The organism is Noviherbaspirillum autotrophicum (assembly GCF_000818395.1).
Lineage (GTDB): Bacteria > Pseudomonadota > Gammaproteobacteria > Burkholderiales > Burkholderiaceae_D > Noviherbaspirillum > Noviherbaspirillum autotrophicum.
Genome location: NZ_JWJG01000028.1, coordinates 3,324,830 through 3,341,186, shown reverse-complemented (window position 1 = coordinate 3,341,186; position 16,357 = coordinate 3,324,830). Strand labels below are relative to the sequence as shown.

Genomic DNA, 16,357 nt, shown 5'->3' with positions numbered 1-16,357 from the left:
GCTGCACTTCCGTATTGACGTTGCAACGACTGTTCGCTCGTCAATTTTTAACGTTTCCCCCAATTCGCAACGAAAGCAGGCAGGTCATATTCCGACTTGATGGGAAGTTTTTTAAGCGGAGGGACCGCTGCGGCTTCATCGTCAATTGGCGGCAGCTCCTTGACGGCCCAATCGCCTTTGGCGTCTTTCAGGATTTTGAAATTGCGAACCACGAGAGTGTTCTTCTTGGCTCCTCGGAGTCGGACGTTCCAGCTCATTTTGTAGATGCCGTTCTCCAACTTAATGTCAGGCGCTTTGTTCTCAATCGGGTCATAGTCAAGCACCGCGAGCTGATACATGTTGCGGCTCATATAATCAAACAGATAAGGGCTACTTTCCATCCCATATTTCTTCGAAGTGCAGGTAATGGAATACACAACATAGCTGGGCATTACTTTGTCTGCTGAGATATCAACCCCTTTATCGCAAAGCCCTGAAGGATAAACAGGAAAACGGTCGGTCAGCTTATTTTTTTTATGTAACCGAACTTCGATGATTTTGATATTGTCAGCATCTCTAAATGACTCAAATAGGCCAAAACGCTCACCATTTTCCTGACGTAGCAAGATAGATTCGTTTAGCCCTCCAATCAGCATCCTGTCTGCATCGGGTAAATCGTCGAGTTTCTCAGGGCTTCTGTTTTTCCAATCCAGTCTTTCCTCGATTTTTTGACGAATCCTTGCCTCTTCCGCCTGGCGCTCTTGAGGTGAGTACATCTTGTTTTCGTGCACGACCTCAGACAACGCATGGCCGGCAAAAAAAGGGAATAAGGAAATTACAAAAACTAAATGCAATTTATCTATTAAGCTTGCCATGAATTTCATCAATTTGGTGTTATTAATCGGTACCAAAGGGTCAATCACAGTGGTTTAGAAATGGCTTAGGATCGAACCAGTCCCCCTCGCCTTTCTTGAGACTAGGGCTACGACGCACTTCAAAGTGCAAATGTGCACCGTATTTCTGAGGAGACAGGATTCCAACTTCCGTCATTCCACCCGCGTTCCCAGTATCCCCGCTTTTTCCAATGATTTGACCCGCTTTTATCATTGGGGAAGGGCGATGCGTAACATCAATTGAACTCAGGTGTGCATACATAAAATATATAGTTTCATCCTCTATTCCTTTAACTGTCATCGCATAACGTTTCTGCGATGGTGGTAAATCATTAATATTCACCTTTAGCAAAATTATCTTCCCATAACTGCCACCCAAGCCAGCATAATGGACAAAACCATTTGCTACGGCTTTGATGAGCGTCCCCGGCAATGCACAGAGATCGATTCCTCTATGTTTGCCTTCCCGCCCTCCAAATAATGATTTGGCACGCGCACTACTGGGATTGCTTACGCTATCGCTATAGCCTCCAGTCCTGATCGTGCAACGATCTAACGGGTCACTCCAGTTGAGGCCCCCTCCAACTCCAATCTGAGGAATAACCTCCTTTTCTACATTCGTGAATTTGCCTGCACTTGAAGACTCTGGCTGCTTCGAAATCGTTACGTTTTCACTGGTTGGCTTTTCAATATTTATGCCTGCGATGCGCTGAATCACGTCAAATGCCGACCGTTCACTAAATCCTTTATGCTGGAGCATAAAATTTTTAGCATTGACTTTAGAATTGGTGTGGTTCGCCAGAAAATAGTAATACGCCTTTACATAGTCGCCGCGAAAGCGGTCTGCCAATGCCTTCGCTTTGGCAGTGCCATCGTCATTCGATGTTTTGAATTGCTTGGCTAATTTGCGCGCAACGGTTCGTTGGGTTGACGTTTCAGTCTCCCCGATTTTCCCTTGTAAATACAACACCCCGTCCCCCGGCCCCTCGTGATGCATGATGTATGCAACCTTGACCTTCTCATCCGGTGGCAGCCCTGTGGCATCGATACCATGATCCTTCAGGTAGCGGAGGTTGTAGACTGCATATGCTCCAATCGCATCAATCGAATAAAAACCGTTATCGCGCCATCCAAGAATTGTTTTTTGGGCCGAAGCACTGATTTCATCTTTCCTTTTTCCATTGATTTTGTACAGTGTGTCATTCGTGGCTAATAAATTAACGGCGCCCAAAAACTTGCGCGCTTCAGCATTTCCAAGAGTTCCGGGTGTGGCCACATACTGGAACCAAGCGGGTGGCAAAAATTGCCCCAATCCACGCGCCTTGCCGCTTCCCGCAGACGTTTCCACCCAAGCCCCATTCTTTCCGATGACGGCTTCAGCATTGATAATGGCGGCGAAAGCGTGAGGCGTAAGATCGTAGCGTTTTGCGGCGTCGATAATCGCCTGCCTAAATTTTTCGTTACCTTTATTAAGGTATAGATTTTCCCCCGCAAACAGCGGTGCGTTCACCGTCGCTGGCTGGCCATTGCCAGCCCTCGTTTCAAGAACAACCGGCACTGCCGGCACTTCGCTCAAGGGCCTACGTGGTGTAGCGGAAGTTGCGGGTTGCGGCGTTTGCTTTTTTACTTCGGCTCCGATGGCCTTGTCAGGAAGGAGCGCCGGGCCTTCTTTGCGCAGCGTTTTACCTTTGATCAAATCGGTCAGAATATTGATCTCAAGAGTCTTTTCGCCCAAAGGCAGAATTTTTTCGTTAAAGATGCTCTGCCACTTGCCTTCGTAGTTTTCAAACGCGATTTTCAGCCCCTTGGTATGGTCTTGAATATCCAAGCCCAATAACCAGCCATCCTCGTTCGTTCTGGCTTCGGTTGTAATTCCGTCATGCTCGATCTCAAGTTTCGTATCCTTGATCGGCTTACTGTTTAAGCCAATTATTCTCAGATTCAACAACAGATCTGGCTCGGTTTTCCCGTCAGGCAGATAGATTTTTTGGCCGACGTTGATGAGACTCTTCCTTTTTCCAATCAGGCCATTTCGCGTGGCGATCTGATCCACCGCGTATCCGAAATGTTTTGCAATTCCCCACAGCGAGTCGCCTTTCTTGACGACGTAGTAGCGGCTTTCCATAGTGGCCCTTTAATCATTCGCCTGTACGATCGTGATGCTCATCTTCAAAAACATCGTCTTCATCATCGTGATGAATACTGTCCTGAGCATCGTAGAAGTGAAAGACGCTTTCATTAAATCCCATCACGGCAACATAGTCTTCTGATCCTTCCATTTCCGGCAAGGAAGCGGTATGGCCGACCTCATTCACCTCTCCAGACCAGACTTGTTTTCTTGTATTCGGATCGAATACCGTAACCTTTGCTCTTTCAAGCGGTTTCCCGTTCAATCCATAGAGAACAAATTTCTTGGTATGCGGCATATCTGCAAGAGAAAACTCGGGGAGTGATGGCGCCATGCGCGCCGGCCCCGCAAAGCTCTTGCTCGCAGCCTTGATCGAAATCGTCCCTGGGCAAGCAAACGTAATATTGCCGCCCTCGACGGTCAGGCTCGCGCCGCCTTCAGTGCATAACGTGATGCTCTTCGCCGCCGCGAAATCGACATGGCTATTCGCGCTGGCGAGCTTGACCAACTCCTTCGCCGCCAGCGTCATCTCGTCGCTTTGTGCCTGCAATTCGATATCGCCTTGCCCCGCATACAGCTTGATGCCGGCGCCGCCCTCGCCTGCTCTCGACGCGCCGGCGAGCAATCCGATTGCCTGGCCGCTGTGCATGGTGAACGTCTCGCCGGCCGCTGTATGCATATCCCGTCCGCTGGCAAAGTGCGCAACCTCGCCGGCGGCAATATGTAGGTCGCCGGCGGCGGCCACACCGATGCCGGCTTGTGCGGTGACGACTACCAGCGGCTGGTGCATGTGAGGAATCCGCTGCTCCTGGCCGTGCAGGCTGCCATCCTGCGCACCGACCAAACCGGAGATCACTTTTAGCATCGCATCGATCGGAGCCAATTCGTCGTCAATCCGGCTCAGCTTGTTTTCGCCGTTCAATGCACCGCCCTTGACCAGGACGAACTGTACCGTTTGATGCGTGGTGGCCGCGCGGTTGAACGTGTCGGCAAAGTCTTTTGCCTGTTTCAGCAGAGCGATGCCGGGGGCATTGTCGCCGGCGGCTTCGGATTGGCCGTCCGGTGCGCTGCCGTAGTACGTGCTCAGCAAGAGCCCCTTGCCGGCGCGGACTGCACCGCAGGCATCGGTGCGTAATTCCCAGCCGGTGCCGCGAAAGCTGCCGCGGTAGTTGTCGCTCTGATGGATCAGGTGGCCGAGGTTGAGCTGGGTGGCGGCCGTATCGGTCGACAGCCTGGTGCGCAGCCGTCCGCTCGTGTCGTCGAAAACCAGCTGGTTGGACTGGCGTGCGTAGCCGTCTGCGCCGAGCGCCACCGACTTGAAGCCGGACAGGTATCCGGCATGCCGGTGTTGGCCGGCGCCGGCGTGCCAGGCTGGCGACGCGCCGCTACCTATCTTGTTGTCCTGCCCGGCCGGGGCATGGTCGGCTGCCTCGGCAAAGGCGTCGGCGGCGTCCTGTCCCTGTCCGTTGTACAGCACGCCGGTGACGATCGGCCGGTCGATGTCATTCTCAAAGAACTTGACCAGCACTTCCTGCCCGATGCGCGGGATGAATTGCGCGCCATAGCCGGGGCCGGCGAACATTTGCGCCACGCGCACCCAGCAGGTGCTGCTGTCCGCATGCTGCCAGTGAAAACGGATGCGAATACGCCCCAGGTGGTCGCTATGGACGGTGCCGGCGTCGGCGGTCGAACCGTCCGGGCCGACCACGATGGCGGTCTGGCTGCCCCAGGCGGTGGGCTTGGGATTGAGCAGCGTGCCGGTTCCGTCGTACAGGGCCGGGCGCCATGGCACATCGGCGCGGATAGCGGTGAAGCGATTGGCATAGCCAGTGTTTTCGGCGGCTTCCCGCAGGCGAGACCAGGCCGCGGCATCGAGGTATTCGCCGCTATCGACGTCGTCACGCGGGCTGGGCGACGTCGCGCCGCGTACCGACCATCCAGCGGGATCAACCGGCCCAAGGTGTTCGGAGGCCTCCTTCACCCCGTCCGGCAGATTGTTGACGCCGGCATGCAGCACACCCAGCAGGGCAAAGCGCTTGCGCTGCGCATTTTCCTCGGCGCCGGGCGCAAGGTCGAGCGGCGAGTCCTTCAGATCGAATGCGCTGCCGGCACGGAACGTGCGAACGCTCCCGTTGCCGAACCAGGTCTTGGCACGTGCATCGGCTGCTTCGCGCAGGATGCGTGCGTAATGCTCAGCCTCCTCGCTGCTGGCGAAGGCGTACATGCCGGCCCAGTCGCAGGATTCGACGCGCGGCACGTGAGCGCTGCCGAAGGATTGCGCGCTTGGCCGCGACGCGGCAATCACACGTTTGGCGCGGTAGTCCCAGGTGCTGATCGTGGTGAGGGCCGACGGCAGCCGGCGTGTGCTGCCGAATGCCTGGATGCTGTCGCGCTGTTCGGCGGCGCCATTGCGGTGGAAGCGAATGCCGCCGTCCTTGCCGGAACAGTCGTCGGCAAAGGCGGTCGAGTCGGCAAACAGCACGAGGCATTGCCTGGAAAGGCTGGTGCCGGAGCCGAGATCCTCTTCAAAATAGAAGCCGATCCCTTCTTCAGCCAGCAATCTCGAGACGAACGCGTAATCGCTTTCGCGGTACTGGCAGCAGTAGCTGCGCGGGCGCAGGCGTGCCATGAAGCGCTCGACGCCGGGGGCGATTCGCCAGTTCGCCCTGTGGCCGTCGGCGGCAAAGACTGCTTCGACTATCTCCAGCACGGTCTTGTCCTGGAAGGCGCGGCTGTTGCGGCGCTGCGTTGCCAGCCACAGCCATGGAACGACCGTCAGGCAATAGCGCGCAAAGCCGCCGTCGGTGCCGAGCTGTGCGATATGCGACACCCAGCCACTGCGCGTGGCCTGCGTGCCGTCGGCCAGTCGGGTGCGCAGGATGACCTGCTGAGCGACCAGCGACTTGAGTTTGAGGGCGTCGTCGTCGGACAGACAGAAGATGCGCCATTCGTACAGCTCGGATAGGCGTTCGCGGCCGAACCAGCATTCGACTAGCAGCTTGTCCGGGTCGAGCGGGGTTTCTATGTCGTAGAGCCGGGTTTCCGCACTAAAGCGCGCCAATTGGGCTGGGAAGGAGTCTGGAAATATCGAAGGATGAACGTCATGCGCCTGGGTGATAGTCACGATTTGCCTTGATGTGCCGTGCAAAAGCATGGCAATTATGGCAACTTATTGTTATTTTTACAATCATTCCACCGTGATCGGCGAGGCGCGCGAATAAAGGGACGGACGGAACCGCCGGACGTTACGCCCGGCGCAACCGGTCCCGCAATTCCAGCAGGCGCGGCCTGACTTCGTTGAGCAGGAAATCCTGCGACAGGTTGAATGCCGGCCCGCCGCAGTTAATGCTGAGGATCGACGCGCCGCTGGCCGGCCTGAACGCCACCGCAATCGCGTTCACGTCCGGCTGCCAGTCGCCAAACGAGGTGCAGCAGCCCAGCGTCTGGTACTCCTCGACCGAACGCATCACGCCGGCGCGGATATCCGGAAATTTCCAGTGGTCGAGCTCACGCACCCGCTCCAGGATATCGTCGCGCTCGGTGGGGGCAGCCTCGGCCAGATAAGCGCGGCCCATGGCTGTCAATGCGATCGGAATGCGCGCGCCGACGTCTAGGCGCAGCGTGAGCGCCGCCTGGCTGCGGCAGTTTTCGACATAGATCATGCTGAGACGGTCGCGCATGCCGAGCGACACCGTCGCATGCGAGAAATCGGCCAGCTCTTGCATGTAGGGGCGCGCGATCTGGCGAATGTCGAGCTTGGACAGCATGGCGCTGCCGAGCGCGAGGGTCGCGGTGCCTAGGCGGTACTTGCCGGCCTCGTCGTCGTATTGCAGATACCCAAGCTTGGTCAGCGTATAGGTCAGGCGCGAAACGGTGGATTTGGGCAGCTTGGCGCGGTCGGCCAGCTCCTGGTTGCCCAGCAGCTTGTCGCCCGAGCGAAAGCAAGCCAGCACCTCGAGGCCGCGTGCGAGCGCCGTCACGAAATGCCGGTCCTCCTTTGCATTCGATTTCTGCGCTCCCTGTACTTGCTCGCCGCTCATTTCTTTCGCCATTTCCGTCTTTATGTGCCCGTGCGCCGCATTATCCGACAAACTACGCCTCCAGCGCAAAATACAAGTCGTGCAGCTTCGCGACATCAATCTCGGCTGCCGGCTTGTCGAGCACCACGCGGCCGCTGCGCATCATGTAGACGCGGTCGGCCACACCGAGCGCCATATGCGTGTTCTGCTCGACCAGCACGATGGTCACGCCCTGCTGCTTGAGCTTGCCGAGGATGTGGAAGATTTCATGCACGATGACCGGCGCCAGGCCGAGCGACGGTTCGTCGATCAGCAGCAGCCGCGGCTCGGCCATCAGGCCGCGCGCCATCGCCACCATCTGCGCTTCGCCGCCGGACAGCGAACCGGCCAGCTGCTTGCGCCGCTCCTTGAGCTTCGGGAACAGTTCGTAGGCGCGCTCGATATTGCGCGCCGCCGCCGCCCGCCGGCTTTTCGGGAACGCGCCCATCGTCAGGTTTTCCTCGACGCTCATGTCCCGAAACACCATGCGCCCTTCGGGTACCAGCACCACGCCCTGCTCCGACATGTCCCAGGTGCGCTGCTGCGCCAGCGAGGCGCCGCGCAGCGTGATGCTGCCTTGCGAGGACGGCACCAGGCCCATGATCGCCTTCAGGAGCGTCGACTTGCCGGCGCCGTTGGGGCCGACGATCGTGGTCAGCTTGCCTTCGGCGAAATCCAGGCTGACATCCCACAGTACATTGATCGCGCCATAGCCGGCGCGCAGGTTGCTGATCTCAAGCATGGCCCGCTCCTGTATAACTCTTGATGACTTCCGGGTCGCGGAAGACGGCATCCGGCGTGCCGTCGGCGATGACTTTGCCGAAGTTCAGCACGACCACTCGGTGGCACAGCGTGGACACGGTTTCGATATCGTGTTCGATGATGAGGATGCCGATCTTGAACTTTTCATGCAGTTCCTCCAGCTTGGCGGTGAAGTAGCGCTTGCCGTTGGTTTCCAGACCCGCCAGCACTTCGTCCAGCAGCAGCAGCTTGGGTTCCGTGGCGAGCGCCTTCGCCACTTCCAGCCGCTTGAGTTGCTGCAGCGCGAGGCCGGTCGCGGCATCGCTGCCTGCCTGGTCGTACAAATCCATGAATTTCAAAATCTCGTCGATGCGCGCGTGATCGACGCGGCCATTGCCGAAGCGCTGCGCGACCACCAGGTTTTCGCGCACCGTCAGCTCGTGCATCGGCTGCGGGATCTGGAATGTGCGGCCGATGCCGACCCGTGCCCGGGTGTACAGCGGCTTGCGGCCCAGTTCGATACCGTCGAAGGACACCGAGCCATGGGTCGGCTTCACCAGTCCGGAGATCGCGTTGAACAGCGTGGTCTTGCCCGCGCCGTTCGGCCCGACCAGGCCGACGACCTGGTCCGTACCCATCGAAAAACTGACATCCTTGAGGGCGGTCAGGCCGCCGAACTGGATCGTGATGCCGTCGAGTTTAAGCATGCTGTCCTCCTGCATTGCGCTTCCTGAATAGCGAGAGCAAGCCGTCCGGCGCCAGCAGGATCATCGCCGCCAGCACGACGCCGAGCACGATCTGGTGGCCGGACGACAGCACCGCCTTGAACACCAGCTGATCGACCAGGTAGATCACGACCGCGCCGATCATGGGGCCGAGCACGCTGCGGTAGCCGCCGAAGATCGCTGCCACGATGGGCAGCACGCTCCAGGCCGGGCTGAACGCGTAATCCGGCTCCAGGAAGTTGATGATGTGCGCGTTGAAGGCGCCGATTGTGCCAGTCATGAAGGCCGACAGCAGCAGCATCCACGACTTGAGCAGCACGCTGTTGACGCCGACCACGCGCGTGGCGTCTTCGCTTTCGTGCATGGCGCGCAGCGCGATGCCGTAATCGCTGCGGCGCACGCGGGCATAGACCAGGCAGAACGCCAGCACGATGGTCAGCGCAACGAGGTACGGGCCCAGCCCGGCGAGGAATTCGGCCTGCGCCACCGACGGCAGCCCCGGGATCGAGGACAGGCCGCCGGAGCCGCCTGTCAGGTCGGTCAGTTCGGTGGCGAGGATGCGGAAGATGTGCGCATACGCCAGGATCGCCAGCGCGAAGTACGGCCCCGACAGGCGCAGCGCCGGCAGCATGGCCAGCGACGCCAGCGCCGCGAACAGGCCGCCGGCCGGGATTGCCAGCAGCACCGGCACGCCAGCCTTCATCGTCAAGAGCGCCGATGCGTAAGCGCCGATGCCGAAGAACGCGGCATGGCCGAAGCTGACCATGCCGCCCAGGTTGCCGAGCAAGGCCCAGGCCACCGCGATGCCGGCGACGATCAGCGACGACACCGTCATGCTGAGGATGTAGCTGTTTCCTTTCAGCAGAGCCGGCACGATGAGATAGAGAATGGCGAGCGCCACCCAGATGAATTTTTTCATGGTCTTAACCCCGGCGCTTCTTGGCGCCAAACAGGCCATTCGGCAGGATGAACAGCACGATCAAAAACAGCAGCATGCCGGCCAGTTCCTGCAACGCGGAACTGGCCAGCGTGACCGTCAGCGCTTCGGTGATGCCAAGTAAAAATGCCGCCAGCACCACGCCCGGCACCGAACCGACGCCGGCCAGCACGGTAATGATGAAAGCCTTCACCGTCAGCGAATGGCCGAGCGGCGGCGAGATCACGCCGGACGAGAAGATCGCGATGCCGGCCACGGATGCCAGCACGCCGGCCACCAGGAACGACACCAGCTCGACCTTGGACGGGTTGATGCCCATGAGCTTGGCCGCATCGCGGTTGGACGACACGGCGCGCACGGCACGGCCATACCAGCTGCGCGACAGCCACCAGCCGAGCACGGCGGCCACGCCCAGGCTGGCGACAAAGAACAGCAGTTCGCTGAACATGGAGAACAGGTCGCCGAACTGGACCGCATCCTGCATGCCGGCGTTTGCCGTCGAATGGATATCGCTTTTCCAGATCAGGAGCACGCCGTTGGTGATGATGGTGCCCAGCGCAAAGGTGAGCATCAGCGAGTTGAGTTCGCGGTTGCGCTGGATGCGTGAGACGAGAAAGTACACGATCGCCGAGCAGCAGCAGACGACGATCAGTGCGATCGGCAGCGCCAGCATCGGGTTGACGCCGAAGCGGCTTTCCACGGTATAGCCGATGTAGGCGGCCAGCAGCACCAGCTCGCCGTGCGCCAGGTTAATGATGCGCATGGTGCCGAAGGCGAGCGTCAAGCCGAGCGCGATCAGCGCGTAGACGCCGCCGACCAGCATGCCCGAGTAGAGGGATTGCAGGATAAGTTCTGACATGGTGACTGAATGAAGCCGAGGCTGTGAAATAGTCCCTCTCCCGCTTGCGGGAGAGGGGCGCATACCGACTTACCAGGGCAGGGCCGGATACTTGATCGGCGCGGTCGCCTGCGCCGCCGGCGACACGATCGCGATCTTGCCGTTCTGGTGCTGGCCCATGCGGTGCTGGAAGTTCGGGTTGTCGCCGTTGGCGTCGAACGTCACCTTGCCGATCAGCGTGTCGCGGTTGGTCTTGCGCAGCTCATCCGACAGGCCGCCCTTCTTCAGCGTGCCGTTGTCGGCCGCGCGCGCGATCGCTTCGAACAGCAGGCTGGCCTTGACGTAGCCGAACTGCGCGAGGTAATCGACGTCCTTGTTGAACATCTTCTTGTAGGTTTCGGCGAACTGCTTGCCCTCCGGCGTCTTGTATTCGACCGGGAACGGCAGCATGGCGGTGCCGATCACGTTCGGCATCAGGTCAGGAAAATCGCTTGCCATCTTGGAGGTCGCGAGCGACCAGACGCCGACGATCGACTTGATTTGCGGCTTCAAGACCTTGGCGGCGCGGATGATGCCGACGTAGTCGTTTTCATAGCCGCTCATGAACAGCACGTCGGGCTTGTCCTGCAGCTTGATCTTGTTGATGATCGGCTTGAAGTCGGTGATGGCCGGGTCGAACGCGTGCATCGTGACCTTGACGTTCTTCGCAGCGAGCGTCTTCTGGATATCCTTGGCCAGGTCGCTGGTGGCTTCCTTGGTGGAATACACGATCGATACCGACTGCGCCTTCACTTCCTGCAGCATAGTGGTCACCGCCGTCTCGTAACCGCGCGTGTTGTTGATGCGGAAGAAGGTCTTGTAGCCGCGCTTGGTCAGTTCGTCGTTCACGCCGCCGGCGGTGATGTAGGTCAGGCCGAGGCGGTTGGACGTGTCCGATGCCGGCCCGATGATGTTGGAGCCATAGCCGCCGATGACCGAAGTCACGCCCTCCGAGCCCAGCTTTTCGACGGCCGCGACCGCCTTGGCCGGCGCCGATTCGTCATCGATGGTGATCATCTTGATCTTGTGCTTGCCGTTGGTACGATTGAATATATCCACCGCAGCCTGGATGCCTTCGTTGAAGCCCTGGCCGGAACGCGCCAGGGTGCCGGTCAGCGGCATGTGGGCCCCGACCTTGAATTCCTCTGCAGTGGCGGAGGCGCCGATCAGCGCCGCGCCCAGCAGTGCGCCAAGTTTTGCAACGGTAGTGAGTTGGAATGTCATTTGTCTTCCTCTTGTCTTGAGACGAACGCCTCAGGGTTGGATTTTTCCAGCGGCTCGGCGCTGTGCAGCTTGTAGTTGCAGCTCCTTCTTCAGCACCTTGCCGGTCGCTGCAGACGGCAAGTGGTCGAGAACGACGATCTCCGAAGGAATCTTGTAAGGGGAAAGGTTGTCCCGCAGCCAGGCCTGCAGCGCGCCCAGGTCGATCGACGCGTCCTGCGACGGCTCGATGAAAGCGACCACTTCTTCGTTGCCTTCCACCTCGCGGCCGACGACTGCGGATTGTACGACACCGGGGTAGGCATTCAGCACTTGCTCGACCTCGATCGGATAGACGTTGAAGCCGGAGCGGATGATCAGTTCCTTGCTGCGGCCGACGATGGATACCGCGCCGTCCGGGTCGATGCGCGCCAGATCGCCAGTGCGCAGCCAGCCGTCCGGCGTGATCGTTTCGGCAGTCAGTTCCGGCGCGCGGTAATAGCCCTTCATCACGTTCGGGCCGCGCACCCACAGTTCGCCAGTGCCGTCCTTGCCGGTTTCGGCGCCGTTCAACCTGACGTCGACGCCGGGAATCACCTGCCCGACCGAGCAGTCGGCGCGCGGCGCGTCCATCCGCGTCTGGCAGATCGACGGCGACGCTTCGGTCATGCCATAACCGTTGTGCAGCGTGAGCCCGAAGGTTTTTTCGAATGCCTGCTTGAGCGGCATGGTAAGCGGAGCGCCGCCCGACTGCGCCACGCGCAGCGCAGGCGCGCGCAGTGGGGTACCGGTGCTTTCGCTCCATTCGAGCAGCTTGGCATACATGGCGGGCGCGCCGTGCATCACGCTGATGCCGTCGTGCGCCAGCGCATGGGCGAGCGCGTCGGGCTGGTAGCGCGCCACCAGGCGCAAGGTGGCGCCGCCCAACAGCGCCGCCGCCAGCAGCGACGACAAACCGTAGACGTGCGACAGCGGCAATACGCCATAGATCACGTCATCCGGCGTGATACGGCGCATGCGGCAGCTGTTGGCGGCGACGAACAGCAGGTTGGCGTGGGTGAGCATCACCGCCTTGGGCGCGCCGGTCGTGCCGGAGGTGTACACCATGGCAGCGACCTGTTTGGCACCGTCGGCTTCCACCGGCTCCGGCAGCGCCTGTTCGTTCAAGGGCCCCAGCATGAGGTCGCCGATGCCGGGCCAGTCCACGGTTACGGCACCGCGCTGCCGGCCATGCGCGCCCGCCTGCGGCGAGACGGCGCTGAAATACAGGGCACGGCGTGCACCGGAATGAGACAGGAAATTATCGATCTCGCGCTCGGACAGGCGCGCGTTGACGGTGGCCGACCAGGCGTCGAGGCGGCTGACGGCAAGAATGCATACGCCCAGCGCCACCGAATTCTCGGCCACGAGCAGCACGCGGTCGCCGGCGCGCACACCGGCGTCGCGCAGTCGCTGCGCCACCGCCTCGACCACTTCGTCCAGTTCGCCGTAGGTCAGGCTGCGCTGTGCGTCAGCCAGCGCGACCTTGTCGCCATGCGCCGTGGTCCAAGCCTGAAAGGCGTCGTGAATGCGGCTCATCGAGGCAGCCGGATGCGCTGCTTGCGTCATGTCCCCTCCTGGTTATGTCTTTATGCCGACCTGAAATGCATGGCTTTGCATGCGGTCAGGGTCACGATACTGGCATATCCAAAAAGAAAAGGCAACGTTTTTTGCGGAATTACATACTGCACTGCAGAACTACGAATTCAATAAGCATGGCGACATGAATCAGCCTTGCAGCCTTCTTTTTCGCTTTATCAGCCTTGTTTTCAGGGAAATGCTTTTCTTGACAGATCAAGTTTAAAGAAATACAGTTCCATTTTCAAATATATTATTCTGCACCGCAGAACTCTCAATTAAATTCAAGGAGACGCCTGATGCAGCACCGAAATCGCCCCGAACCGTCGTCAAATGACGTTATCGTCGGACTTGTTGGCTGCGGCGTCATGGGACGCGGCATTGCGCAGATCGCGGCGCTGGCGGGCGCACAAGTCCGCCTGAGCGACAGCCGGCAAGGCGCGGCCGAAGCCGCCTGTGCCGAATTGCTGGCAACCTTTGGCAAGCTGGTCGACAAGGGCAAGCTCGATGCTGGCGCCGCCGCTGCCGCCGGCGAACGCCTGCACGCCTGCGGCGGATTGCAGGATATGGCGAGTTGCCATGTGGTAGTGGAAGCGATTGTCGAAGACCTCGACGCCAAGAAATCACTGTTCAAGACCCTCGAAGGCATCGTCGATGCCGGCGCCATCCTCGCCACCAATACATCTTCACTGTCCGTCACCGCCATTGCCGCCGGCCTGGCGCATCCCGAGCGCGTGGCCGGTTTTCACTTTTTCAATCCGGTGCCGCTGATGAAGATCGTCGAGGCGATCGGCGGCTTCCTGACCGATCCGGCCGTCGTCGATTACCTGCTCGCGCTCGGCCGCCACTGGGGCCACACGGCGGTGCGCGCCAAGGACACGCCCGGCTTCATCGTCAACCACGCCGGGCGCGGCTACGGCACGGAAGGCTTGCGCCTCCTGGCCGAGGGCGTCGCGTCGGTGCCGGCGCTGGACAACATCCTGCGCGACACCGCCGGCTTCCGGCTCGGCCCGTGCGAACTGCTCGACCTGACCGGGCTGGACGTGTCGCATCCGGTGATGGAATCGATCTACCACCAGTATTACGAAGAGCCGCGCTTTCGCCCGCAAGTGCAGACGCGCCAGATGCTGGTTGCCGGCGCGCTCGGCAAGAAGGTCGGGCACGGCTTTTACCGCTACGGCGCCGACGGCAGGAAGGAGGCGATCGCCGAACCGGCGCAGCCGACCAGCCAGCCGGCCAGCGTCTGGCTCAGCCAGGAACGCCCGGAGCTGGCGGAACGCCTCGCCAGCCTGATCGCGGCGGCCGGCGTGGCGATGGAGTCCGGCGCGCGCCCGAGCGATAGCGCATTGTGCATCGTCACGCCGCTGGGCGAAGACGCCACGACCTGCTGCGTGCGAGAACAACTCGACGCGCGCCGCACCGTCGCCGTCGAAACCCTGCTCGACCTGTCGCGCCGCCGCGTCGTGATGACCACGCCAGCCACGACGGAAGAATTCCTGACGCAAGCCTGCGGCCTGTTCGGCGCGGCCGGAGCGCCGGCCGCCGGCATTCCCGTCAGTGTCATCCGCGACAGCGCCGGCCTGGTGACGCAGCGCGTGGTTGCGCACATCGTGAACATCGCCTGCGAAATCGCACAGCAAGGCATTGCCGATCCGCTCGACATCGACCGCGCCGTGACGCTCGGGCTCGGCTATCCGCTGGGGCCGCTCGCCTGGGGCGACCAGCTCGGCGCCAAGACTGTTTTCACCATCCTGAAAAACCTCGAACAGCAGACCGGCGATTCCCGCTACCGCCCCAGCCCCTGGCTGCAGCGCCGCGCCCTGCTCGGCCTGTCCCTACATCACAAGGAGATCTGATCCATGCTCGACGCCTATATCTATGATGGCCTGCGTTCCCCGTTCGGCCGTCACGCCGGCGCACTCGCTCCGGTACGTCCCGACGATCTGGTCGCGGAAGTCATGCGCGCAGTGGTTGCCCGCAACCCGTGGCGGCCCGACCAGATCGAGGACGTCATCCTGGGCGACACCAACCAGGCCGGCGAGGATTCGCGCAACGTCGCGCGCAACGCGCTGCTGGCGGCCGGCCTGCCGGTGACGGTGCCGGGCCAGACCGTCAACCGCCTGTGCGCCAGCGGCTTGGCCGCCGTGATGGACGCAGCGCGCGCGATCACCTGCGGCGAAGGCGACCTGTATCTCGCCGGCGGCGTCGAGAGCATGAGCCGCGCGCCGTTCGTGGTGGCGAAATCCGAAGCCGCCTTCGGGCGTGACTTCAAGGTGTTCGATTCCACCATCGGCGCGCGCTTCCCGAACCCGAAGGTCACCGAACAGTACGGCGCCGATACGATGCCGGAAACCGGCGACAACGTCGCGCGCGAGTTCGGCATTACGCGCAGCGATGCCGATGCGTTCGCGCTGGCCTCGCAGATGAAATATGATGCCGCGCTGCAGGCCGGCTTCTTCGCGGGCGAAATCCACCCGATTTCCGTCCCGACCGGCCGCAAGACACCGCCCGTGTCGGTCGACAAGGATGAGCACCCGCGCCCCGAAACCACCACGGCCAGCCTGGCCAAGCTCAAGCCGCTGTTTGAAGGCGGCGTGGTCACCGCCGGCAACGCGTCCGGCATCAACGATGGCGCTGCGGCCCTGCTGATCGGCAGCCGCGCCGCAGGCGAGAAAGCCGGCAAGGCGCCGATGGTGCGCATCCTGTCGGCAGCCGTGGCAGGCGTGGAGCCGCGCGTCATGGGCATCGGCCCGGTATACGCGATCCGCAAGGCGCTCGCGCGCGCCAACCTCACGCTGACAGACATGGACATCATCGAGATCAACGAGGCGTTCGCCAGCCAGGTGCTCGGCTGCCTCAAGCTGCTCGATATTTCCTTCACCGATCCCCGCGTCAACCCGAACGGCGGCGCCATCGCGCTCGGCCATCCGCTCGGCGCCTCGGGCGCGCGCCTGGCGCTGACCGCCAGCCGCGAACTGATCCGCCGCAATGGCCGCTATGCGGTAGTCAGTCTGTGCATAGGCGTGGGCCAAGGCCTGGCCATGGTCATCGAACGAATCTAATTCAAGGCAAACCGGAGACAGAAATGAAAAACAAGGCGCAATTTCACTGGGACGACCCGCTGCTGCTGGACCAGCAGCTGACCAACGACGAACGCATGGTGCGCGACGCGGCCAACGCCTACTGCCAGGACAAGCTGGCG

Annotated in this window: 12 protein-coding genes; 2 read left to right on the top strand and 10 right to left on the bottom strand. The window is 60.8% G+C overall.

Annotated features, from left to right (window positions below):
• Positions 1–47 precede the first annotated feature (47 nt).
• The 10 genes from TSA66_RS16715 to TSA66_RS16670 all read right to left on the bottom strand — a co-directional run bounded on the left by TSA66_RS16715 (position 48) and on the right by TSA66_RS16670 (position 13,146).
• A complete protein-coding gene (locus TSA66_RS16715) occupies positions 48–854 on the bottom strand; it encodes a hypothetical protein (protein WP_040040750.1) in 807 nt (268 codons plus the stop codon).
• A gap of 40 nt (positions 855–894) precedes the next feature.
• The gene (locus tag TSA66_RS16710; protein ID WP_040040749.1) at positions 895–2,997 is read right to left on the bottom strand and encodes a LysM peptidoglycan-binding domain-containing M23 family metallopeptidase; all 2,103 of its coding nucleotides are present in this window, start codon (positions 2,995–2,997) and stop codon (positions 895–897) included.
• Positions 2,998–3,010: 13 nt separating this feature from the next.
• Positions 3,011–6,124, bottom strand: coding sequence for a type VI secretion system Vgr family protein (locus TSA66_RS16705; protein WP_198358830.1), 3,114 nt, complete (start codon positions 6,122–6,124; stop codon positions 3,011–3,013).
• A gap of 121 nt (positions 6,125–6,245) precedes the next feature.
• Positions 6,246–7,052: an IclR family transcriptional regulator gene (locus TSA66_RS16700; RefSeq protein ID WP_232429484.1), complete on the bottom strand. Its 807-nt coding sequence runs from the start codon at positions 7,050–7,052 to the stop codon at positions 6,246–6,248.
• 40 nt (positions 7,053–7,092) lie between these two features.
• Positions 7,093–7,800: an ABC transporter ATP-binding protein gene (locus tag TSA66_RS16695; protein ID WP_040040748.1), complete on the bottom strand. Its 708-nt coding sequence runs from the start codon at positions 7,798–7,800 to the stop codon at positions 7,093–7,095.
• The gene (locus tag TSA66_RS16690) at positions 7,793–8,506 is read right to left on the bottom strand and encodes an ABC transporter ATP-binding protein (RefSeq protein ID WP_040042682.1); all 714 of its coding nucleotides are present in this window, start codon (positions 8,504–8,506) and stop codon (positions 7,793–7,795) included. Before TSA66_RS16690 ends, TSA66_RS16695 begins: the two co-directional genes overlap by 8 nt.
• A complete protein-coding gene (locus TSA66_RS16685; protein WP_040040747.1) occupies positions 8,499–9,443 on the bottom strand; it encodes a branched-chain amino acid ABC transporter permease in 945 nt (314 codons plus the stop codon). Before TSA66_RS16685 ends, TSA66_RS16690 begins: the two co-directional genes overlap by 8 nt.
• Positions 9,444–9,447: 4 nt before the next feature.
• The gene (locus TSA66_RS16680) at positions 9,448–10,320 is read right to left on the bottom strand and encodes a branched-chain amino acid ABC transporter permease (RefSeq protein ID WP_040040746.1); all 873 of its coding nucleotides are present in this window, start codon (positions 10,318–10,320) and stop codon (positions 9,448–9,450) included.
• 69 nt (positions 10,321–10,389) lie between these two features.
• The gene (locus tag TSA66_RS16675; RefSeq protein WP_040040745.1) at positions 10,390–11,562 is read right to left on the bottom strand and encodes an ABC transporter substrate-binding protein; all 1,173 of its coding nucleotides are present in this window, start codon (positions 11,560–11,562) and stop codon (positions 10,390–10,392) included.
• A gap of 30 nt (positions 11,563–11,592) precedes the next feature.
• Positions 11,593–13,146: a class I adenylate-forming enzyme family protein gene (locus tag TSA66_RS16670; RefSeq protein ID WP_040040744.1), complete on the bottom strand. Its 1,554-nt coding sequence runs from the start codon at positions 13,144–13,146 to the stop codon at positions 11,593–11,595.
• Between the two features lie 308 nt (positions 13,147–13,454).
• Here TSA66_RS16670 and TSA66_RS16665 point away from each other — a divergent pair, with 308 nt between their 5' ends.
• Entirely contained in the window at positions 13,455–15,011 is a 1,557-nt protein-coding gene (locus TSA66_RS16665) for a 3-hydroxyacyl-CoA dehydrogenase (protein WP_052452380.1), read from the top strand.
• A gap of 3 nt (positions 15,012–15,014) precedes the next feature.
• Complete coding sequence (locus tag TSA66_RS16660) at positions 15,015–16,217, top strand: 3-oxoadipyl-CoA thiolase (protein WP_040040743.1); 1,203 nt, start codon at positions 15,015–15,017, stop codon at positions 16,215–16,217.
• The last annotated feature ends 140 nt before the right edge of the window (positions 16,218–16,357 follow it).

Bases quoted from the DNA above. Each gene is read 5' to 3' on its own strand.
- TSA66_RS16715 (WP_040040750.1), bottom strand. From the start codon at position 854: ATGGCAAGCTTAATAGATAAATTGCATTTAGTTTTTGTAATTTCCTTA.
- TSA66_RS16710 (WP_040040749.1), bottom strand. From the start codon at position 2,997: ATGGAAAGCCGCTACTACGTCGTCAAGAAAGGCGACTCGCTGTGGGGA.
- TSA66_RS16700 (WP_232429484.1), bottom strand. From the start codon at position 7,052: ATGGCGAAAGAAATGAGCGGCGAGCAAGTACAGGGAGCGCAGAAATCG.
- TSA66_RS16695 (WP_040040748.1), bottom strand. From the start codon at position 7,800: ATGCTTGAGATCAGCAACCTGCGCGCCGGCTATGGCGCGATCAATGTA.
- TSA66_RS16690 (WP_040042682.1), bottom strand. From the start codon at position 8,506: ATGCTTAAACTCGACGGCATCACGATCCAGTTCGGCGGCCTGACCGCC.
- TSA66_RS16685 (WP_040040747.1), bottom strand. From the start codon at position 9,443: ATGAAAAAATTCATCTGGGTGGCGCTCGCCATTCTCTATCTCATCGTG.
- TSA66_RS16680 (WP_040040746.1), bottom strand. From the start codon at position 10,320: ATGTCAGAACTTATCCTGCAATCCCTCTACTCGGGCATGCTGGTCGGC.
- TSA66_RS16675 (WP_040040745.1), bottom strand. From the start codon at position 11,562: ATGACATTCCAACTCACTACCGTTGCAAAACTTGGCGCACTGCTGGGC.
- TSA66_RS16670 (WP_040040744.1), bottom strand. From the start codon at position 13,146: ATGACGCAAGCAGCGCATCCGGCTGCCTCGATGAGCCGCATTCACGAC.
- TSA66_RS16665 (WP_052452380.1), top strand. From the start codon at position 13,455: ATGCAGCACCGAAATCGCCCCGAACCGTCGTCAAATGACGTTATCGTC.
- TSA66_RS16660 (WP_040040743.1), top strand. From the start codon at position 15,015: ATGCTCGACGCCTATATCTATGATGGCCTGCGTTCCCCGTTCGGCCGT.